Consider the following 19,759-nt stretch of genomic DNA (forward strand, 5'->3'; position numbering starts at 1 on the left):
TAAGCTTCAAATCTCGACGGGGGTGTCGGGGTGGTTGCCCCATTCGCCCCAGGAACCGGCATAACCTTTGACTCGCGGATAACCGAGCGCCTTGGCCACCAGGTAGGTGAAGCCAGAGCGGTGGTGGGTCTGGCAGTGGGTGATGATTTCTTTATCGCGGGTCAGCCCGAGGTCTTCGAGGATTTGCGGCATGTCGCGGCGGATGCGCAGGCTGCGCGCCTTGTCCATGCCAGCGGTCCATTCGAAGTTCACCGCGCCGGGAATGTGCCCGGCTTTGGCCGCGAGCACTTTTTCGCCGGAATACTCCAGCGGGCCGCGTGCGTCCCAGATACCCAGGTCGGCTGCGCCGAGCCGGCTTTGCAGGTATTCGCGGGTGGCGGTGGGGCCGTCGTGCAGCGTAAGGCTGACCGGGCCGCCGGCTGGCGCGGGCACCTCGGTGGAAACCGGATGCTTTTCTTCCAGCCACGCCAGAAGGCCGCCGTCGAGGTAGTGGTATTTCTGGTGGCCGATGACATCGAGCATCCAGATAAAACGACCGGCCCAGCCGCCGCCCTCGTCGTCGTAGACCACATAGGTGGCGTCGGGGGTGTGGCCCAGCTCGCCGAACAGCTTTTCCAGGTCGGCCTTGTGCGGCAGCAGGCCTGGCGCTGGTGGCTGGCCCAATTGGGTGCGCTTGGGGTCAACGAAATGCGCGCCGGGGATATGCCCTTCGGCGTAGCGGGCGGCACTGGTGAGGTCCACCAGAATCAGGTGGTCGGCATCCAGGCGACCTTGCAGGTCGCTGGATTCGATCACCAGCGGCAAGCCAGAGAAGTCAGGCATGTGAGGTCTCCTGGGCACAAATGTTGGCGATAAAGGAGGGCGATTGTAGCGCAAGCATCAGGCGCTGCGGTTGGTAAAGCTGTGCAGGGCCTTTTCGATGCATTGCGCGGTTTTACCAAAGGCTTGCACAGTGGTTTCCGAGAACGGCCCACCACCCTGGTCCGCCACCATCAGCATCACCACGCGGCCATTGCAGCTCAGCGAGCGCAACAGCAGGTGCTCGCCGGTAAACAGGCGCCGCAGGATCGGTGGCAGCAGGGCGGAGAACTGCGCATGGTTGTCAGGGCTGAGACGCACCTGGGCGGACTTTTCCAGCAGGCGTTGCAGCAATGTACTGTTGACCACATCCAGGCTCAGGTTGGCAGCGTCCCTGGGCAAGCCGTCGGCCTGATGCACACGCAAGGTGCTCAAGGCGCGGTCCGCCATGAACAGCAATACGCGTTGCATGCCGCTGGCGACCAGGGCTTCCTTGGCGCAAGTGGTCAGGTGCATCGCATTGGCAAAGCGGCTCGGCTCGACCAGCAGCTCCGTGCAGCGGCTGCGCCACAATGCCAGTGCTTCGGCCGTGGGCGGCGGCGCGGGCAACAGGCCACGATGGACTTTTTGCACATGCCACGGCCAGATCAGCGACAGCGCCGGGTGCCAGAGGTCAGGCATCAAGGTGCTGCGGGCGCTGGTCACCGCTTGTTGGTGCACCTGCTGCTGCACATCGCCCAGTGGTTCCTGCAGGTACAGCGCAGTGAGGTGTTGCCAGCGCTCGGTGTGCGGGCAGGTCCAGGACTCCTGCGCCGACATCGCCAGGCCGTTGGCCAGCAGTACGGTGTTGGCCGGCTGGTTCAGCCAGCGGCGCAGGTTGGGGTCGGCATCGAGTAATTGCTGGTGGCGCAGAGGGTCGTCTTCGCGGGCGATACGCAAGGCCTTGACTAGCAGGCGACGCTCGCCCAGCAGCAGGTGATACCCCTGGGACACCCAGATCGGCAGGTGCCAGGCTGCCGTCAAAGCAAGGCACAGGTCCAGCAGGCGCACGCCGAACAATTGCTGCTCGACCTGGCGCGCCGACTCGCCTTTGTGGATCACCCGCAGTTCCCATTCTTCCAAGAGCTTGAGGTAGGCGACGGCCATCGGCCACAACGGTGACAGAAACAACAGGCTGCCCCAATGAATGTCCTGCCACAGACGCGCCAGGCGGTTGCCGAACAAGCCGTTGGCCTGTTGCGAGGCATGCTGGCTGATCAGCAGCAGCTGGCGCAGCGCTACGGGAATTTCAAGGACCGGCACCGAAGGCAGGCGCGCCAGCAGTTCTTCGGCGCGCTTGAGACCGAGGCGGTTGAGCGCCACTTCGAGGTTTTCCGCCGGTTCCGCCAGGCTGCCGTGAGTGTGGCTGTTGGCCTCGCGCATCACGCTGAGCACCAGGGCCGGGCTGTCCTGCATCAGCTCGGCAATGTCCCTTAACGAGCTGCGGCTGTCGCGGATGGCTTTGCACACACGCTCGTGGCTGGCCTGGGGAACGGGCAGCAGCACGTCGTCCAGGCATTTGATCCAGGCGGCGAGTGTGGCGGGTTTTGCAGTTGGAACTGTCGTTTCATTAGCCATGATTGGGGCGCGATCGTCACTTGTGTTCAACACGCCCGGAACGGGCTGAATTGGCTTTTCGCCTTAACGGGCTATAGTCTGGCGCAGTTTTGCCGATAAGTAGAACAAGAGTTTTCCAGCTGCACCCACTATGTCCATGAACCCGACGGCGCAAGTACAGATCCCCTATGGCTAAAATTATCGGCATCATTGTCGTCCTCGCAAGTGTGCTCGGTGGGTACGTCCTGTCCCACGGTAAAATCGCCGCGCTGATCCAGCCGTTCGAAGTGATGATCATCGGTGGCGCCGCCTTTGGCGCCTTCCTCCAGGCCAACCCCGGCTACATGACCATGCATGTGATCAAGAAGTCGCTGGGCATGTTCAGCTCGCGCTTCTCGCACACGTTCTATCTGGAAGTGCTGGGGCTGGTCTACGAGATCCTCAACAAGAGCCGCCGCGAAGGCATGATGGCGATTGAAGGAGACATCGAAGACGCCGCCGCCAGCCCGATCTTCGCCAAATACCCGGCCGTGCTCAAAGACGAGCGCATGACCGCGTATATCTGCGATTACCTGCGCATCATGTCCTCCGGCAACATGGCCCCCCATGAGCTCGAAGGCTTGTTCGACATGGAGCTGTTCAGCCTCAAGGAAGAGCTGGAGCATCCTTCCCACGCGGTGACTGGCATTGCCGACGGCATGCCCGGTTTCGGTATCGTCGCGGCGGTGCTGGGTATCGTGGTGACCATGGCCTCCCTGGGCGAGGGCGACCAGGCGGCCATCGGCATGCACGTCGGCGCGGCGTTGGTCGGTACCTTCTTCGGTATTCTCGCGGCCTACGGTTTCTTCGGCCCGCTCGCCACGTCGCTGGCCCACGATGCCAAGGAAGAGATCAACCTCTACGAAGCGATCAAAGCGTGCCTCGTGGCTTCGGCATCCGGCATGCCGCCGTCGCTGGCGGTAGAGTTCGGACGCAAAGTGCTGTACCCGAAACATCGCCCAAGTTTCGCCGAGCTGGAACAAGCGGTTCGCGGTCGCTAAGCCATGGAAAACAACCAGCCGATCATCATCAAGCGCGTCAAGCGCTTCGCAGCGGGGCACCATGGCGGCGCCTGGAAAATCGCCTTTGCCGACTTCGCGACGGCAATGATGGCGTTCTTCCTGGTGCTGTGGCTGATGTCCACCGCTACCCCTGAACAGAAGATCGCCATCGCGGGTTACTTCAAGGACCCGATTGGTTTTTCGGAAAGTGGCACGCCCTTCGTGATCGACCTGGGTGGCTCGCCGCAGTTGGCGCCTGAGCGCACCATCAACCCGGAAGTGCAGACCGAATCGCCCCAGGAAAAAATCCCGATCGAGCGCGATAAGGTCGAAACCATGGCCGAACAGGTTGAGAAAGAACGCCTCGAGCTGTTGTTGCAGGAGCTGCAGACCAAGGTTGAGGAAAACCCGCAACTGCTGAAGTTCAAGGATCAGATTTCCTTCGAGATCACCCCGGAAGGCTTGCGCATCCAGATCACCGACGCGGCCAACCGGCCGATGTTCGATTCCGGCAGCGCACGCTTGAAGCCGTACTTCGAAGACATCCTGCTGGCCATGGCCGACACCATCAAGGCGGTGCCGAACAAGATCAGTATCAGCGGCCACACCGATGCCAAGCCCTACGCGGGGCAGGGCGACTTCGGCAACTGGGAGCTCTCGGCCAACCGCGCCAACGCCGCCCGCCGTGCGCTGGTGGCTGGCAGCTACCCGGACCCGCAAGTGGCGCGGGTGGTGGGCTTTGCGTCATCGCAGCTGTTTGACCCCAAGGAACCGTTCAACCCGATCAACCGTCGGATCGACATCGTTGTGCTGACCAAAAAGGCCCAGCGTGCGATCGAGGGCGATCAACCGCCACCGCCACAGCCGGCTCAGGGTGAAGGCGCCCCCGGTGAAGTGCCGGCGGACCCGAACGCGCTCCCGCCAGGGCAGGAGCCGCTGCCAGCCCATGAACTGCGCCAGAAGCTGAACCTGTTTGATGATGGCGGCGTGAAGGACCCGACGGCGCCTGTGCCTGCGCCGTAAGCGGTCTCTATAAGCCAGAAATGAAAACGCCCCGATCAGCCGGGGCGTTTTCATTTGCGGTCAGAGTGGCAGGTACGCTTTGACGCCACCGATTACGCCCCGCATATCATCCGCGCACAGGCGCGGTACGAAGTACTCTCGACCCTTGGAGCGGGTCTTTCTGTGCAGTTTGTCGAGGCGTTCGAAGCTGACGGTGTAAATCATGTCGCACTTTACCCACAGCTCTTTGTAACCGTCGGATTGAAGTGGGTTGGCGCGTAGCAGATGGTGCCAGTCGTGCCGGATATCTGGTGCAGTAGAGGAAATCGGCACCACGGTGCACAGTTTGCGATTGTGCGTAGAGGTTGGGGATATCACTACGACCTTACGGATCTTCAGCATCTCCGGAGCCACAAAGCCCCGCGTGAAGTCGCACAGCAGTACATCGCCCTGTTTGGGGTGATAGTAGAGAGCCAAATGTTAATTCCCCACAAAAAGCAAAGCCGCCCGGAGGCGGCTTCATTCGACACGCAGCGGAGCTTGCTTCGCCCCTTCTGCGCCGCTGGATCAACTCCGAAAAGGATCCAGACTCCTGCCAGCTTTCGCTGGTGACGGAGCAATTATGGGCATCAGAAAATCCGAATACAAGCCAGCTTGTGTTTGTAAGCCACCGAGTTGGCCTGAATTCTTGATGCCTGCACCTATTAAATCAATGGATTATGAGGATCGGCGTCCTGATTTATATGTATCAAGACGTTGACCGTCAGTAACTGCTCTCAGGCAAACTCGCAATAATCGACCGATAGCTATTCATCCGTTGCTGCTGCACGCGGCCATCTTCCAGGGCCTTGAGCAATGCACAGCCCGGTTCGCGGTCGTGTTTGCAGTCGCGGAAGCGGCAGGTGCCGATCAGGTCGTTGAACTCGATGAAGCCTGCTTCCACGTCGCTGCGGCTGACATGACCGAGGCCGAATTCACGAATGCCTGGGGAGTCGATCAGCTCGCCGCCACCGGGGAAGTGAAATAGCCGTGCGGTGGTGGTGGTGTGCGTGCCTTGGCCGGACAGCTCCGACAGCGGGCCGACACGGGTGTCGACTTCCGGCAGCAGGCTGTTGACCAGCGATGACTTGCCCACGCCGGACTGGCCGACAAACACGCTGATACGCCCGTCCAACTGCTGTTGCAACTGTTCCATGCCGTTGCCATGGTGTGCCGAGACTTCCAGTACCGGATAACCCAGGGTGCGGTAGACCGCCAGTAATGCGTTAAGCGCCGGCGCGTTCTGCTCGTCGATCAAGTCGAATTTGTTCAGCAGCAGCAGTGGGCGGATACCGGCATGCTCGGCAGCGACCAGATAGCGGTCGATCAGGTTGGCGTGGGGCTCGGGCAGCGGCGCGAACACAATCACGATCATGTCGACGTTGGCCGCCACCGGCTTGAGCTGGCCGCGGCTGTCGGGGCGGCGCAGCTCGGTGCTGCGGGGCAACTGGGCGACGATCACGCCGATGCCCTGGTTGCCGGCACGCCAGACGACCTTGTCGCCGGTCACCAGCGCAGGCAGGTTGGCGCGCAAATGGCAGCGGGATACCGAGCCGGCGAGCTCGCCTTCCAGCGCCTCGACTTCGACCTGTACGCCGAAGTGCGCGATCACCAGGCCCGTTTGTTCGGGACCCAGGTCGCCGCCCTCAAGCGCTTCCACGGCGGAGGACTCTCGTTTGGCGGCGCGCGCTGCGCGTTCACCTTGAATCTTTTCGATGCGCCAGTTTTGGCGACGATTGAGCTGGCGTTTGGCCATTGGTGTTCCGTGTCGATAATGCAAAAGTTGGGTGAAACGGTCGCGAGTCTAGCACGGCGCCGCCTGCTAAACTGCCTGGCTACGCCAAGGTGCCAAGAGAATCAAGCCATGCAAAACCCACAGAACCTGATTTGGATCGATCTGGAAATGACCGGTCTGAACCCCGACACCGACGTCATCATCGAGATGGCAACGATCGTCACCGACAGCAACCTCAACACCTTGGCCGAAGGTCCGGTGATCGCCATCCATCACAGCGACGCCGTGCTCGCCACCATGGACGAATGGAATACCCGCACCCACGGCAACTCCGGCCTGACCCAGCGTGTACGCGACAGCCGCATCAGCATGGCCGAAGCCGAAGCCGAAACCATCGCGTTCCTGGAAAAATGGGTGCCCAAGGGCAAGTCGCCGATCTGCGGTAACAGTATCTGCCAGGACCGTCGCTTCCTTTATACGCATATGAAGGCGCTGGAGAGCTACTTCCATTATCGCAACCTGGACGTGTCCACCTTGAAAGAGCTGGCTGCACGCTGGGCGCCGGAGGTCAAAGACAGCTTCCACAAAGGCAGCACGCACCTGGCGCTGGATGATATTCGCGAGTCGATCGCCGAGTTGCAGCATTACCGCAAGCATTTCATCAAGGCTTGAAGACCTTCCGCCTTGGATCGTTCCCACGCTCCGCGTGGGAATGCAGCCCAGGACGCTCTGCGTCCCAATGTGGGAGGGGGCTTGCCCCCGATAGCCGGCGACTCGGTTTATCGCCAAGCGCCCCCTTTTGGTGCCATCAGCAAATGATTAGACTGCCGGCCTCTCTGCAAGGATCGCCATCATGCTGCTGATGCTCTACCTCATCGCCATCACCGCCGAAGCCATGACGGGTGCCTTGTCCGCCGGCCGGCGCGGCATGGACTGGTTTGGCGTGGTGCTGATCGCGTGCGTGACGGCGCTGGGTGGCGGTTCTGTGCGCGATATGTTGCTGGGGCATTACCCGCTGACCTGGGTCAAGCACCCTGAATACCTGGTGCTGACTTCCGTCGCCGCGCTGGTGACTATCTTTATCGCACCGTTGATGCGCCATCTGCGCTCGCTGTTCCTGGCGCTGGATGCCGTGGGGTTGGTGGCGTTCACCTTGATCGGCTGCATGACCGCCCTGGAAATGGGGCATGGCATGTTGGTCGCGTCGGTCAGTGGCGTAATCACCGGCGTATTCGGCGGCATCCTGCGGGACATCTTCTGTAACGACATCCCGCTGATCTTCCGCCGTGAGCTGTACGCCAGCGTGTCGTTCCTCGCTGCCTGGTTTTACTTGCTGTGCCTGTATCTGGAATTGCCCAGCGAACAGGCGATCCTGCTGACCTTGTTCAGCGGCTTTCTACTGCGCCTGCTGGCGATCCGGTTTCATTGGGAAATGCCCAAGTTCGTCTATAACGACGACGTCCACTAGCGGGCGGCGTGCTGGTTCAGCGCCCATTGCACATGCTCACGCACCAGTTCCGACGGGTAGTCGCGCCGCGCCTTCAAGGCTTCCAACACCGGAATGCTCGAGGGTGCGTTACCCAGGCCCACCGCCAGGTTGCGCAGCCAGCGCTCGTATCCGGCCCGGCGCAAGGGTGAGCCCTCGGTGCTGCTGAGGAATTTATCCTCGTCCCACATAAACAGTTCGGCCAGGGTCGCGTTATCCAGATTGTGCCGTGGCTTGAAATCGCTTTCGCCAGTGGGTCGGGCGAAACGATTCCACGGGCAAACGATCTGACAGTCATCGCAGCCAAATACCCGATTGCCGATCAGTGGGCGCAGGTCCTCGGGAATGGCGCTTTTGAGCTCGATGGTCAGGTAGGAAATGCAGCGTCGGGCATCCAGCACATAAGGGCCGACGAACGCGTTGGTGGGGCAGATGTCCAGGCACGCCGTACAGCGGCCACAGTGCTCGGTGGTATGGGGTGGGTCGACCGGTAACGGCAAATCGACAAACAGTTCGCTCAGGAAGAAATAGCTGCCGGCCTTGCGATTGAGTACCAGGGTGTTCTTGCCGATCCAGCCGAGGCCGGCCTGTTCGGCGATGGCTTTTTCCAGTACGGGTGCGCTGTCGACAAAGGCTCGAAAGCCGAACGGCCCGATCTGCGCCTGGATACGGTCGGCCAGTTGCTGCACGCGCTTGCGGATCAGCTTGTGATAGTCGCGGCCCAGGGCGTAACGCGAGACATAGGCTTTTTCCGGCTCGGCCAGTAGCTGTGCCATTTGCGTGTCGCCGGGCAGGTAGTCCATGCGCAGTGACACCACGCGCAAGGTGCCGGGCACCAGTTCTTCGGGGTGGGAGCGTTTGCTGCCATGGGCGCCCATGTAGTCCATCTCGCCGTGGTAGCCCGCGTCGAGCCAGCGTTGCAGGTGCTGTTCATGCTCAGCCAGGTCGAGGCCGCTGATGCCGACTTGTTGGAAACCCAGCTCGCGGCCCCAGGCTTTGATCGATTGGGCGAGGGCGGGCAGATCGGAGGTAATAGCGGGCATGAGACACGGGAAACCACAGGTTAGATGCGTATAATTCTGCCAGACATCGGAGCTTGAAGACGCATGCCTCAGACAAAACACGAAATAACCGACGTGCAGCCGCTGTTGCCCGGCCACTTGCCGCAACTGGCTGCGCGCTCCCTGGACGCCCATAAAGGGCAGTTTGGCCATCTATTGGTGATTGGCGGCGACCGAGGCTTTGGCGGCGCCGCGCTGCTCAGTGCCGACAGCGCGTTGCGCAGTGGCGCCGGCATGGTGTCCCTGGCGACCCGCGTGGAGCATGTTCCCGCCGCGCTGGCGCGCTTGCCGGAAGTGATGACCGTAGGCGTGAGTTCGGCCAATCAACTGATGGGCTTGCTGGAAAAAATCTCGGTCATTGTGATCGGCCCCGGTCTCGGTGACGCGTCCTGGGGTAAAAGCCTGCTGTCCGTCGCCGCCAACGCGCACCTGCCGCAAGTCTGGGACGCCGATGCCTTGAATCAATTGGCGACCGGCAGCGTCAGCCTGCCTGCCAACTGCGTGATCACTCCGCATCCAGGCGAAGCCGCGCGGCTGCTGGGCATTTCGACAGCCGAGGTTCAGGCCGACCGCCTTAAGGTGGCGCGCGCGTTGAGCCGTAAATTCGACGCAGTGGCTATCCTCAAGGGTGCTGGCAGTTTGATTGCAAGCCCGGACGGGCGCGTTTCACGTTGTGACCAAGGCCATCCCGCCATGGCGACGGCGGGGCTCGGTGACGTATTGGCTGGCCTGGTGGGCGCGTTGCTCGCCCAGGGCATGCCGGCGTATGAGGCAGGTTGCCTGGCCGTGTGGTTGCACGCCACGGCAGGGGATCGCCAGGGCACCTTCGGGCGCGGGCTGGCAGCGAGCGACCTGATACCTGCCATTCGTCAATTGCTGGAGGAGCAGTCGCCGTGCCTGAAGTAAATCTTTTCCTGGCCGATGAAGACGCAATGGTCGCGTTCGGTCACGCTATTGCACGGGTGACGGGCGGGGCGGGGCTGGTCTTTCTCGAAGGTGACCTGGGGGCGGGCAAGACTACGCTGTCCCGGGGCATCATTCGCGGGTTGGGCCATACCGGTGCGGTAAAAAGCCCGACGTTCACCCTGGTCGAACCCTACGAGATCGGTGAGGTGCGTGCCTTCCACTTCGACCTCTATCGCCTGGTCGACCCTGAAGAGCTGGAGTTCATGGGCATTCGTGATTACTTCGACGAAGACGCGCTGTGCCTGATCGAGTGGCCAGATAAAGGCACAGGCTTTTTGCCAAAGCCTGACATGACCATTACCATTACGCCGCACGAGCACGGACGTCAGCTGAAGTTGTTGCCCCAGAGCCCGCGCGGTGAAGCGTGGCGTGATGCTCTGGCATTGGAATTCAAATAATTGGTGGGGTTAGGTATGCGCTTTCGCGCGTTGGTTGCTGTCGTGGGGGTGTTGCTTGCGGCAATGACTGTCAATGCTGTGGCTGCTTCACAGGTCAAGAGTGTCCGCCTGTGGCGAGCGCCGGATAACACGCGACTGGTGTTCGACCTGTCGGGCCCGGTCCAGCACAGCGTCTTTACCCTCACGGCGCCCGATCGCCTGGTGATCGACATCAACGGTGCGACCCTGGCCGCGCCGCTGAAAGTCTCCACCGCCAACACCCCGATTACGATGATGCGTTCGGCCCAGCGCACGCCGACCGATTTGCGCGTGGTCATCGACCTGAAAAAAGCGGTCACCCCCAAAAGCTTCTCACTGGCGCCCAACGCCCAATATGGCAACCGCCTGGTGGTCGACCTGTTCGACAACCCCGCCGATGCCGCACCACCGCCTGCGCCGACGCCCAGCGTGGCAACGGTGCCGGCGGTGCCGGTCAACCCCTCGCAGCCGCAGGTCAAGCTGCCACCGCCGCCGCCCGCTCCGGCAGGCAAGCGCGACATTATCGTGGTGATCGATGCCGGCCACGGTGGCGAAGACCCGGGCGCGTCCGGCTCGCGCGGCCAACATGAAAAAGACGTGGTGCTGGCCATCGCCCGCGAACTGCAACGCCAGGTCAACGGCATGAAAGGCTATCGCGCCGAACTGACCCGTACCGGCGACTATTTCATCCCGTTGCGCGGGCGTACCGAAATCGCCCGCAAGAAGGGCGCGGACCTGTTCGTATCGATCCACGCCGACGCCGCCCCTTCCTCCGCGGCGTTCGGTGCGTCGGTGTTTGCCTTGTCCGATCGTGGCGCCACGTCCGAGACCGCCCGTTGGCTGGCCGACAGCGAAAACCGTTCCGACTTGATCGGCGGGGCCGGCAACGTCTCCCTCGATGACAAGGACAAAATGCTCGCCGGCGTACTGCTCGACTTGTCGATGACCGCCTCGCTGACCTCCAGCCTGAACGTCGGCCAGAAAGTCCTGAGTAACATCGGCCGGGTCACGTCGCTGCACAAGCAACGCGTGGAGCAGGCCGGGTTCATGGTGTTGAAGTCGCCGGACATCCCGTCGATCCTGGTCGAAACCGGCTTCATTTCCAACGCCAACGAGGCCTCGAAACTGGCCAGTGCCAGCCACCAGCAAGCGTTGGCGCGCTCGATCAGCGCCGGCGTGCGCCAGTTCTTCCAACAGAACCCGCCACCGGGCACTTACATCGCCTGGTTGCGTGACTCCGGCAAAATTGCCCAGGGCCCGCGTGACCACCGCGTGCAGCCTGGCGACACCGTGGCGATGCTGGCCGTACGTTTCCAGGTCACGCCCGCCGCCTTGCGCAGCGCCAACAACCTGAAAACCGACGAGTTGAAAATTGGCCAGGTGTTGACCATTCCTGGCACCGAATTGGCGGCGCAGTAATGAGCGAATCTGTGTTGAATAGTGGCTCGCGCATCGAACTGCTCAGCCCGCGCCTGGCTAACCAGATCGCCGCAGGTGAGGTGGTCGAGCGCCCGGCGTCGGTGATCAAGGAGCTGCTGGAAAACAGCATCGATTCCGGCGCCAAGCGCATCGACGTAGACGTGGAGCAAGGCGGCGTCAAGCTGCTGCGGGTACGTGACGATGGCAGCGGCATCTCTTCGGATGACCTGCCGCTGGCCCTGGCCCGTCACGCCACCAGCAAGATTCGCGACCTGGAAGACCTTGAAAGGGTCATGAGCCTGGGCTTTCGCGGTGAGGCCCTGGCCTCCATCAGCTCCGTGGCCCGCCTGACCCTGACGTCCCGCACGCGCGGCGCCGAACAGGCCTGGCAAGTGGAAACCGAAGGCCGCGACATGGCGCCTCGGGTCCAGCCGGCGGCCCATCCGGTGGGCACCTCGGTGGAAGTGCGCGACCTGTTCTTCAACACCCCGGCGCGGCGCAAATTCCTCAAGGCCGAGAAAACCGAATTCGACCACCTGCAGGAAGTGATCAAGCGCCTGGCCCTGGCGCGCTTCGATGTGGCGTTCCATCTGCGCCACAACGGCAAGACCATCCTCAGCCTGCACGAAGCCAATGACGACGCCGCGCGCGCTCGACGAGTGGCGGCCGTGTGCGGTGCCGGGTTCCTGGAGCAGGCGCTGCCGATTGAAATCGAACGCAATGGCTTGCGCCTATGGGGCTGGGTTGGTTTGCCGACCTTCTCCCGCAGTCAGGCCGATTTGCAGTATTTCTTCGTCAACGGCCGTGCGGTGCGCGACAAACTGGTGGCCCATGCGGTTCGCCAGGCGTACCGCGACGTATTGTTCAACGGTCGGCATCCGACGTTTGTGCTGTTTTTCGAGGTCGACCCCTCGGTGGTCGACGTCAATGTGCACCCGACCAAGCACGAAGTGCGCTTCCGTGACGGGCGCATGGTGCATGACTTCTTGTACGGCACCTTGCACCGTGCCTTGGGTGATGTGCGCCCGGATGACCAGTTATCCGCGCCAATCGTAACGGCGGTGGTCCGCCCGAGCGGCCCCGAGGCTGGCGAGTTCGGTCCCCAGGGCGAAATGAGCCTCGCTGGCAACCTGCTGCAATCATCGCAGCCGCAGCCGAATTACACCGCGCCCAATTCGGGAGCCGGCGCAGGGTATCAATATCAATACACGCCACGGCCGCAATCGACCGTGCCGGTGGCTGAGGCCCAGGCGGCTTACCGTGAATTCTTCGCGCCGTTGCCGGGTGCCGAACCGGGCACGGTTGCCTTGCCCGAGGGCGGCGGTGATATTCCGCCGCTGGGCTACGCGCTGGCGCAACTCAAGGGCATCTACATCCTTGCGGAAAACGCCCACGGCCTGGTGCTGGTGGACATGCACGCCGCCCACGAGCGGATCATGTACGAGCGCCTGAAGATCGCCATGGCCAGTGAAGGGCTCAGCGGCCAGCCGCTGCTGGTGCCGGAATCCCTGGCAGTCAGCCAGCGGGAAGCCGATTGTGCCGAGGAACACCACGGCGTGTTCCAGAAGCTGGGCTTCGAACTGCAACGCCTGGGCCCGGAGACCCTGGCGATCCGTCAGATTCCCGCGCTGCTCAAGCAGGCTGAGGCCAATCGCCTGGTGTCCGACGTACTGGCGGACCTGATGGAATACGGCACCAGCGACCGTATCCAGGCGCATATCAACGAACTGCTCGGCACCATGGCCTGCCACGGTGCCATCCGCGCCAACCGCCGACTGGCCCTGCCGGAAATGAACGGCCTGCTGCGCGACATGGAAAACACCGAGCGCAGTGGCCAATGCAACCATGGCCGGCCGACCTGGACCCAGATGGGCCTGGATGATCTGGACAAACTGTTCCTGCGCGGTCGCTGATGAGTGCCTTGCCCCCCGCGATCTTCCTGATGGGCCCGACGGCCGCGGGCAAGACCGACCTGGCCATCGAACTGACCAAGGTCTTGCCGTGCGAGCTGATCAGCGTCGACTCTGCCCTGGTTTACCGGGGCATGGACATCGGCACGGCCAAGCCTTCGAAAGAGCTGTTGGCCCGGCATCCGCATCGGTTGATCGACATTATCGACCCGTCCGAAAGCTATTCGGCCGCAGACTTCCGTACCGACGCCCTGGCCGCCATGGCTGAAATCACCGCGCGGGGCAACATCCCGCTGCTGGTCGGCGGCACGATGCTGTATTACAAGGCTCTGCAGGAGGGCCTGGCGGACATGCCGCCCGCTGACGCCCAGGTGCGCGCCGAGCTTGAAGATCAAGCCGCGCGCCTCGGCTGGCAGGCCCTGCACGACCAACTGGCGGCGGTAGACCCGGTGTCTGCGGCGCGTATCCATCCCAACGACCCCCAGCGGCTTACCCGTGCGCTGGAAGTCTGGCGCGTCAGCGGCCAGACCATGACTGAACACAGGCTGAAACAAACTGCGCAAAGTGCTGATGCAGGCGCATCTGGTCAGTCACAATTGCCCTATACTGTGGCGAATCTGGCCATCGCTCCGGCAAATCGCCAGGTGCTGCATGAACGAATTGCGCAAAGATTCACAATTATGTTGGAACAGGGGTTTGTGGAGGAGGTCGTAGCACTGCGTTCCCGAGGTGATCTGCATCCAGGATTGCCTTCGATACGTGCTGTAGGCTACCGCCAAGTCTGGGATCATCTGGATGGCAAGCTGACGTCAGCCGAAATGCAGGAGCGCGGCATCATTGCCACGCGCCAATTGGCGAAGCGCCAGTTCACCTGGCTGCGCAGCTGGAGCGATTTGCACTGGTTGGACAGCCTGGACAGCGACAATCTGTCACGCGCCTTGAAATACTTGGGAACGGTCTCCATATTGAGCTGAGTCCTTGCAATTGCCGTCTATCCTTGGGGGTGTGACGGCCATGAGCTATTTATTTTCCGATTTTTATTATTGATCCTTAAAGGAGTGCGGCACATGTCAAAAGGGCATTCGCTACAAGACCCTTACTTGAATACTTTACGTAAAGAGAAAGTGGGGGTTTCCATCTATCTGGTCAACGGTATCAAGTTGCAAGGTACGATCGAGTCGTTCGACCAGTTCGTGATCCTGCTGAAAAACACCGTCAGCCAGATGGTTTACAAACACGCTATCTCGACAGTCGTCCCTGTTCGTCCAATCCGTCTGCCTAGCGCAGCAGGTGATGAAGCAGCTGACGCTGAGCCAGGTAACGCCTGATAGGAGTCTCCTTTGTTCTTTGAGCGCCACGGTGGTGGTGAGCGAGTGATCCTCGTTCACTTGGATGGACAGGACCCTGAGGCGCGCGAAGATCCGCAGGAGTTTCAGGAGTTGGCAAATTCGGCCGGCGCCGAGACCGTTGCGTTTTTTAACGTGCCGCGTCATCGGCCAACCGCCAAATACCTGATCGGCAGCGGCAAGGTCGAGGAATTGCGCGACCTGGTCCACGCTGAAGAAGCCGATCTGGTGATCTTCAATCACACCCTCACGCCCAGTCAGGAACGTAACCTCGAACGTGTCTTCGAGTGTCGCGTAATCGACCGCACCGGTCTGATTCTCGATATCTTCGCCCAACGCGCGCGTACCCATGAAGGCAAACTGCAGGTCGAACTGGCCCAGCTTGACCACATGAGCACCCGCCTGGTGCGCGGCTGGACTCACCTTGAGCGCCAGGGCGGCGGCATCGGCATGCGTGGCCCGGGTGAAACCCAGCTGGAAACCGACCGACGCCTGTTGCGGGTTCGCCTGCGCCAGATCAAGGGGCGCCTGGAGAAAGTGCGCAGCCAGCGCGAGCAATCGCGTCGAGGCCGTTCGCGTGCGGATATCCCTACCGTGTCCCTGGTGGGGTACACCAACGCCGGCAAATCCACACTCTTCAACAACGTGACGAAATCGGACGTGTACGCGGCAGACCAACTGTTCGCCACGCTCGACCCGACCCTGCGCCGCCTGGATATCGGCGACCTGGGGCCGATCGTCCTGGCCGATACCGTGGGTTTCATCCGGCACTTGCCGCACAAGCTGGTCGAGGCATTTCGGTCTACGCTCGAAGAGTCGAGCAATTCCGACCTGCTGTTGCACGTAATCGATGCGGCTGAACCGGATCGCATGCTGCAGATCGAGCAGGTGATGGTAGTGCTGGGCGAGATTGGTGCACAGGACTTGCCGATCCTCGAGGTCTATAACAAACTCGATCTGCTTGAAGGCGTTGAGCCACAAATCCAGCGCGACGAGAACGGCAAGCCCCAGCGGGTCTGGCTGTCGGCGCGTGATGGGAGTGGCCTGGAGCTGCTGGAACAAGCCATTGCCGAGTTGCTCGGCAGCGATTTGTTCGTGGGCACCTTGCGCTTGCCGCAGCGTTTTGCTCGACTGCGTGCACAGTTTTTCGAGCTGGGCGCGGTACAGAAAGAAGAACACGACGAAGAAGGTGTCAGCTTGCTGGACGTTCGATTGCCGCGCTCGGAGCTCAATCGACTGGTCAGTCGCGAGGGTGTCGTACCGGCAGAGTTCATCGAGCAACACACTTTGCAATAAAAGCCTGAGAAAGCGGTTGTGCCGCAGTGGCAGGCATTCTGTAGCATTGGTCGGCGCGCCGTGGGTGCGTCTTTGCTTTATCAGATGGAGAGCGCTATGGCTTGGAATGAGCCGGGTGGCAACTCGAATAATCAGGATCCTTGGGGTGGTAAGCGCCGCAATAATGGCGACCGCAAGGGGCCACCGGATCTCGACGAGGCCTTCCGAAAGCTGCAGGAAAGCCTGAATGGGTTGTTCGGTGGTGGAAAAAAACGTGGTGGTGACGAGGGTGGTCGCACGAGCAAGGGCGGTGGCTATGGCCTGCTGGGCCTGGGTCTTGTCGTGCTTGCGGCCGTCTGGCTGTACAGCGCGGTCTATGTAGTGGACGAGCAGGAGCAAGCTGTGGTGCTGCGCTTCGGCAAGTACTACGAGACTGTCGGGCCAGGCCTGAACATCTATTTCCCGCCGATCGACAAGAAGTACATGGAGAACGTCACGCGTGAGCGTGCCTACACCAAGCAGGGCCAGATGCTGACCGAAGACGAGAACATCGTCGAAGTGCCGCTGACCGTGCAGTACAAGATCACCAACCTGCAGGACTTCGTGCTGAACGTCGACCAGCCGGAAATCAGCCTGCAACACGCAACCGAAAGTGCCTTGCGCCATGTGGTGGGTTCCACCGCCATGGACCAGGTGCTGACCGAAGGGCGTGAATTGATGGCCAGCGAAATCAAGGAGCGCCTGCAACGGTTCCTCGATACCTATCGCACCGGTATCACGGTCACCCAGGTCAACGTACAGAGCGCTGCCGCACCGCGTGAAGTGCAGGAAGCCTTTGACGACGTGATCCGTGCCCGTGAAGACGAGCAGCGTTCGCGCAACCAGGCTGAAACCTACGCCAATGGCGTGGTGCCGGAAGCCCGTGGTCAAGCCCAGCGCATCCTTGAAGATGCCAACGGCTACCGCGACGAAGTGGTCTCCCGTGCCAAGGGTGAGGCAGACCGCTTTACCAAACTGGTTGCCGAGTACCGCAAGGCACCTGAAGTGACCCGTGAGCGTCTGTACCTGGACACCATGCAGGAAGTCTTCAGCAATACGAGCAAGGTTCTCGTGACCGGCAGCAAGGGTGGGCAGAACAACCTGCTGTACCTGCCGCTGGACAAGATGATCGAAGGTGGCCGTAGCGGCGCCAGCGCGCCGTCCACCGGTTCGAATGCCGCTGCCAACGAAGCGAGCGCCCGTGCGGCCGCTGACTTGCTGCAACAGCAAACACGTACCAGGGAGAGCCGTTGATGAGCAATAAATCGCTGACCGCCCTGATTGTGGGCGTCGTCGTGGTCATCGCTGCCTGGAACTGCTTCTACATCGTGGCTCAAACCGAGCGTGCGGTGCTGCTGCAATTCGGTCGCGTGGTCCAGGCGGATGTCCAGCCGGGCCTGCATGTGAAAGTCCCCTACGTCAACCAAGTGCGCAAGTTCGACGCTCGCCTGATGACCCTGGATGCACCGACACAGCGCTTCTTGACCTTGGAAAAGAAAGCCGTGATGGTTGACGCCTACGCCAAGTGGCGCGTCAAGGACGCCGAGCGCTTCTACACCGCGACTTCCGGCCTCAAGCAGATTGCCGACGAGCGTTTGTCGCGCCGTCTGGAATCGGGCCTGCGCGACCAGTTTGGTAAACGCACCCTGCATGAGGTGGTATCCGGTGAGCGTGATGCGCTGATGGCTGACATCACCCGTTCGCTGAACACCATGGCGGAGAAAGAGCTGGGTATCGAAGTGGTCGATGTGCGGGTCAAGGCCATTGACCTGCCCAAGGAAGTGAACCGCAGCGTGTTCGAGCGCATGAGCACCGAGCGTGAGCGTGAGGCCCGTGAGCACCGCGCCAAGGGTAACGAGCTGGCCGAAGGTATCCGTGCGGATGCCGATCGTCAGCGCCGTGTACTGCTGGCAGAAGCCTATCGCGAGTCTGAAGAGGCCCGTGGTGATGGTGATGCTCAAGCCGCGGCGATCTACGCCAAGGCTTACGGCCAGGACCAGGAGTTCTACGCGTTCTACCGTAGCCTGCGTGCCTACCGTGAAAGCTTCGCGAACAAGACCGACGTGCTAGTGCTGGACCCAAGCAGCGACTTCTTCCGCTACCTGGAAAAGTCCAAGTAACAGGCCTGTGATTCTGCAGGACCACTCCGTCGGGCGGCTAAAATGCCTGGCGGGGTGATCCTTTCAGAAAACGGGTGTATGATGCGGCAGCCGGGAAATTCCCGGCTTTTTTGCGTCTGCATGTTCGATTCGGCAGGCGTGACAGGTTTTTCGAGGAAAGTGCCCGACGAGGCCGGTTACAGGTCGTTCGTCACGTCGCTCTTGCGCGTGGTTTATGCAGGCGGCGGGTATTTTCTGCTTCACTCAAGGCTCGGCCGAGGGCTGGCCGCCCGGATCATAGGGGAATGGCGTAATGGCAACGGTAGACCGCTGGCTGCTGCCAGATGGCATCGAAGAAGTACTGCCACCAGAAGCTGCGCGCATTGAAATAGCGCGTCGCCAGGTGTTGGATCTGTTCCAGAGCTGGGGTTACGAGTTTGTCGTGACTCCCCATATCGAGTACCTGGAATCCCTGCTGACCGGCGCGGGCCAGGACCTGGATCTGCGCACCTTCAAGGTTATCGACCCACAATCGGGCCGGCAGATGGGGTTCCGTGCCGACATCACGCCGCAAGTGGCGCGTATCGATGCGCACACCCTGCGCCGCGAGGGCCCGAGCCGCCTGTGCTACGCCGGCAGCGTGCTGCACGCCCAGCCGCGAGCCTTGTCATCGTCCCGCAGCCCGATCCAGTTGGGCGCCGAGCTGTATGGCGATGCGAGCCCGAGCAGCGACGTCGAGGTGATCAGCCTGATGCTGGCCATGCTGCAACTGGCTGATGTGCCGGACGTGCACATGGACCTGGGCCACGTCGGTATCTACCGTGGCCTCGCTCGTGCCGCTGGTTTGTCCGGTGAAGCCGAGCAACAACTGTTCGACGCCCTGCAACGCAAGGCGATTGACGAAGTGATCGCCCTCACCGAAGGCGTGCCGGCTGACCTCGCGCAGATGTTGCGCGCGTTGGTCAACCTGTGCGGCGGCCGTGAAGTGCTGGTGGCTGCACGTGAACGCCTGGCCAATGCGCCAGCGCCGGTGCTGGCGGCTCTGGACGATGTGCTGGCGATTGCCGAGCAGTTGTCGGCGCGCTTCCCGCAGTTGCCGCTGTATTTTGACCTGGGCGAGTTGCGCGGCTACCACTACCACACCGGTGTGGTGTTCGCGGTGTTCGTTCCGGGTGTTGGCCAGGCCATCGCCCAGGGCGGTCGCTACGACGATATCGGCGCCGACTTCGGTCGCGCCCGTCCGGCCACTGGCTTTTCCACCGATTTGAAAACCCTGGTGACCCTGGGGCGTGCTGAGGTCGAGCTGCCGTCTGGTGGCATCTGGATGCCCGACAGTACGGACGCGGCACTCTGGCAGCAGGTTTGCCAGTTGCGCAGTGAGGGTCAGCGTGTCGTCCAGGCCTTGCCTGGGCAGCCATTGGCCGCCGCCCGTGAAGCGGACTGCGACCGGCAATTGATTCAGCAGAACGGGCTTTGGCAAGTATCGCCACTGGCTTCTTGAGTTTTCCTGCCGGCCATCGCCGGCACCAAGT

The 19,759-nt window shown here is 61.7% G+C and carries 19 protein-coding genes; 14 read left to right on the top strand and 5 right to left on the bottom strand.

What is annotated here, in order from left to right; translation table 11 throughout:
- Window positions 1-6: 6 nt before the first annotated feature.
- Both rhdA and C4J93_RS02590 read right to left on the bottom strand, forming a co-directional pair.
- Window positions 7-822 (bottom strand): thiosulfate sulfurtransferase, encoded by an 816-nt coding sequence (gene rhdA / locus C4J93_RS02585; RefSeq protein ID WP_124369381.1) that lies wholly within the window; start codon window positions 820-822, stop codon window positions 7-9.
- 57 nt (window positions 823-879) lie between these two features.
- Window positions 880-2,415, bottom strand: a complete 1,536-nt coding sequence (locus C4J93_RS02590; RefSeq protein ID WP_124428518.1) for an HDOD domain-containing protein — start codon at window positions 2,413-2,415, stop codon at window positions 880-882.
- Between the two features lie 167 nt (window positions 2,416-2,582).
- On the opposite strand from C4J93_RS02590, the gene motA reads away from it, so the two are divergent.
- Together motA and motB are read left to right on the top strand one after the other, a co-directional pair.
- Window positions 2,583-3,434 carry a flagellar motor stator protein MotA gene (gene motA / locus C4J93_RS02595; protein WP_124369383.1) on the top strand — a complete coding sequence of 284 codons (852 nt, stop codon included), beginning with the start codon at window positions 2,583-2,585 and terminating at the stop codon, window positions 3,432-3,434.
- Window positions 3,435-3,437: 3 nt separating this feature from the next.
- Window positions 3,438-4,457 carry a flagellar motor protein MotB gene (gene motB / locus C4J93_RS02600; RefSeq protein ID WP_124369384.1) on the top strand — a complete coding sequence of 340 codons (1,020 nt, stop codon included), beginning with the start codon at window positions 3,438-3,440 and terminating at the stop codon, window positions 4,455-4,457.
- A gap of 60 nt (window positions 4,458-4,517) precedes the next feature.
- On the opposite strand, the gene C4J93_RS02605 is transcribed toward motB, so the two are convergent.
- Window positions 4,518-4,913, bottom strand: coding sequence for a type II toxin-antitoxin system PemK/MazF family toxin (locus C4J93_RS02605; RefSeq protein WP_124365619.1), 396 nt, complete (start codon window positions 4,911-4,913; stop codon window positions 4,518-4,520).
- 286 nt (window positions 4,914-5,199) lie between these two features.
- Window positions 5,200-6,231: a small ribosomal subunit biogenesis GTPase RsgA gene (gene rsgA, locus C4J93_RS02610; protein WP_005784215.1), complete on the bottom strand. Its 1,032-nt coding sequence runs from the start codon at window positions 6,229-6,231 to the stop codon at window positions 5,200-5,202.
- A gap of 108 nt (window positions 6,232-6,339) precedes the next feature.
- On the opposite strand from rsgA, the gene orn reads away from it, so the two are divergent.
- Together orn and C4J93_RS02620 are read left to right on the top strand one after the other, a co-directional pair.
- Entirely contained in the window at window positions 6,340-6,882 is a 543-nt protein-coding gene (gene orn / locus C4J93_RS02615; RefSeq protein ID WP_010213620.1) for an oligoribonuclease, read from the top strand.
- Between the two features lie 178 nt (window positions 6,883-7,060).
- Window positions 7,061-7,678: a trimeric intracellular cation channel family protein gene (locus C4J93_RS02620; protein ID WP_177412764.1), complete on the top strand. Its 618-nt coding sequence runs from the start codon at window positions 7,061-7,063 to the stop codon at window positions 7,676-7,678.
- On the opposite strand, the gene queG is transcribed toward C4J93_RS02620, so the two are convergent.
- Window positions 7,675-8,739 carry a tRNA epoxyqueuosine(34) reductase QueG gene (queG, locus tag C4J93_RS02625; protein WP_124428519.1) on the bottom strand — a complete coding sequence of 355 codons (1,065 nt, stop codon included), beginning with the start codon at window positions 8,737-8,739 and terminating at the stop codon, window positions 7,675-7,677. The two genes, C4J93_RS02620 and queG, sit on opposite strands and share 4 nt — an antisense overlap.
- A gap of 63 nt (window positions 8,740-8,802) precedes the next feature.
- On the opposite strand from queG, the gene C4J93_RS02630 reads away from it, so the two are divergent.
- From C4J93_RS02630 to C4J93_RS02675, 10 genes are all read left to right on the top strand, one after another.
- A complete protein-coding gene (locus C4J93_RS02630; RefSeq protein ID WP_124428520.1) occupies window positions 8,803-9,663 on the top strand; it encodes an NAD(P)H-hydrate dehydratase in 861 nt (286 codons plus the stop codon).
- The gene (gene tsaE, locus C4J93_RS02635; protein WP_124369387.1) at window positions 9,651-10,121 is read left to right on the top strand and encodes a tRNA (adenosine(37)-N6)-threonylcarbamoyltransferase complex ATPase subunit type 1 TsaE; all 471 of its coding nucleotides are present in this window, start codon (window positions 9,651-9,653) and stop codon (window positions 10,119-10,121) included. Before C4J93_RS02630 ends, tsaE begins: the two co-directional genes overlap by 13 nt.
- Before the next feature lie 15 nt (window positions 10,122-10,136).
- Complete coding sequence (locus C4J93_RS02640) at window positions 10,137-11,558, top strand: N-acetylmuramoyl-L-alanine amidase (protein WP_124361020.1); 1,422 nt, start codon at window positions 10,137-10,139, stop codon at window positions 11,556-11,558.
- A complete protein-coding gene (gene mutL, locus C4J93_RS02645) occupies window positions 11,558-13,471 on the top strand; it encodes a DNA mismatch repair endonuclease MutL (protein ID WP_124402889.1) in 1,914 nt (637 codons plus the stop codon). The genes C4J93_RS02640 and mutL overlap by 1 nt, the downstream gene beginning before the upstream one ends.
- Complete coding sequence (gene miaA, locus C4J93_RS02650) at window positions 13,471-14,442, top strand: tRNA (adenosine(37)-N6)-dimethylallyltransferase MiaA (protein WP_124402890.1); 972 nt, start codon at window positions 13,471-13,473, stop codon at window positions 14,440-14,442. Before mutL ends, miaA begins: the two co-directional genes overlap by 1 nt.
- A 93-nt stretch (window positions 14,443-14,535) precedes the next feature.
- Window positions 14,536-14,796 (top strand): RNA chaperone Hfq, encoded by a 261-nt coding sequence (gene hfq / locus C4J93_RS02655; protein ID WP_016976904.1) that lies wholly within the window; start codon window positions 14,536-14,538, stop codon window positions 14,794-14,796.
- A 12-nt stretch (window positions 14,797-14,808) separates the two neighbouring features.
- Window positions 14,809-16,110 carry a ribosome rescue GTPase HflX gene (gene hflX / locus C4J93_RS02660; protein ID WP_124361023.1) on the top strand — a complete coding sequence of 434 codons (1,302 nt, stop codon included), beginning with the start codon at window positions 14,809-14,811 and terminating at the stop codon, window positions 16,108-16,110.
- Between the two features lie 96 nt (window positions 16,111-16,206).
- On the top strand, window positions 16,207-17,382 hold the full coding sequence (hflK, locus tag C4J93_RS02665) for an FtsH protease activity modulator HflK (protein WP_124428521.1): 1,176 nt from the start codon (window positions 16,207-16,209) through the stop codon (window positions 17,380-17,382).
- Window positions 17,382-18,248, top strand: coding sequence for a protease modulator HflC (gene hflC / locus C4J93_RS02670; RefSeq protein ID WP_003188064.1), 867 nt, complete (start codon window positions 17,382-17,384; stop codon window positions 18,246-18,248). Before hflK ends, hflC begins: the two co-directional genes overlap by 1 nt.
- 292 nt (window positions 18,249-18,540) lie before the next feature.
- Window positions 18,541-19,728, top strand: coding sequence for an ATP phosphoribosyltransferase regulatory subunit (locus tag C4J93_RS02675; protein ID WP_124369391.1), 1,188 nt, complete (start codon window positions 18,541-18,543; stop codon window positions 19,726-19,728).
- Window positions 19,729-19,759 lie beyond the last annotated feature (31 nt).

This window comes from Pseudomonas sp. R2-37-08W (assembly GCF_003851705.1).
In the GTDB taxonomy this organism is placed as follows: domain Bacteria; phylum Pseudomonadota; class Gammaproteobacteria; order Pseudomonadales; family Pseudomonadaceae; genus Aquipseudomonas.

Bases quoted from the DNA above. Each gene is read 5' to 3' on its own strand.
- rhdA (WP_124369381.1), bottom strand. From the start codon at position 822: ATGCCTGACTTCTCTGGCTTGCCGCTGGTGATCGAATCCAGCGACCTG.
- C4J93_RS02590 (WP_124428518.1), bottom strand. From the start codon at position 2,415: ATGGCTAATGAAACGACAGTTCCAACTGCAAAACCCGCCACACTCGCC.
- motA (WP_124369383.1), top strand. From the start codon at position 2,583: ATGGCTAAAATTATCGGCATCATTGTCGTCCTCGCAAGTGTGCTCGGT.
- motB (WP_124369384.1), top strand. From the start codon at position 3,438: ATGGAAAACAACCAGCCGATCATCATCAAGCGCGTCAAGCGCTTCGCA.
- rsgA (WP_005784215.1), bottom strand. From the start codon at position 6,231: ATGGCCAAACGCCAGCTCAATCGTCGCCAAAACTGGCGCATCGAAAAG.
- orn (WP_010213620.1), top strand. From the start codon at position 6,340: ATGCAAAACCCACAGAACCTGATTTGGATCGATCTGGAAATGACCGGT.
- queG (WP_124428519.1), bottom strand. From the start codon at position 8,739: ATGCCCGCTATTACCTCCGATCTGCCCGCCCTCGCCCAATCGATCAAA.
- C4J93_RS02630 (WP_124428520.1), top strand. From the start codon at position 8,803: ATGCCTCAGACAAAACACGAAATAACCGACGTGCAGCCGCTGTTGCCC.
- C4J93_RS02640 (WP_124361020.1), top strand. From the start codon at position 10,137: ATGCGCTTTCGCGCGTTGGTTGCTGTCGTGGGGGTGTTGCTTGCGGCA.
- mutL (WP_124402889.1), top strand. From the start codon at position 11,558: ATGAGCGAATCTGTGTTGAATAGTGGCTCGCGCATCGAACTGCTCAGC.
- miaA (WP_124402890.1), top strand. From the start codon at position 13,471: ATGAGTGCCTTGCCCCCCGCGATCTTCCTGATGGGCCCGACGGCCGCG.
- hfq (WP_016976904.1), top strand. From the start codon at position 14,536: ATGTCAAAAGGGCATTCGCTACAAGACCCTTACTTGAATACTTTACGT.
- hflK (WP_124428521.1), top strand. From the start codon at position 16,207: ATGGCTTGGAATGAGCCGGGTGGCAACTCGAATAATCAGGATCCTTGG.
- hflC (WP_003188064.1), top strand. From the start codon at position 17,382: ATGAGCAATAAATCGCTGACCGCCCTGATTGTGGGCGTCGTCGTGGTC.
- C4J93_RS02675 (WP_124369391.1), top strand. From the start codon at position 18,541: ATGGCAACGGTAGACCGCTGGCTGCTGCCAGATGGCATCGAAGAAGTA.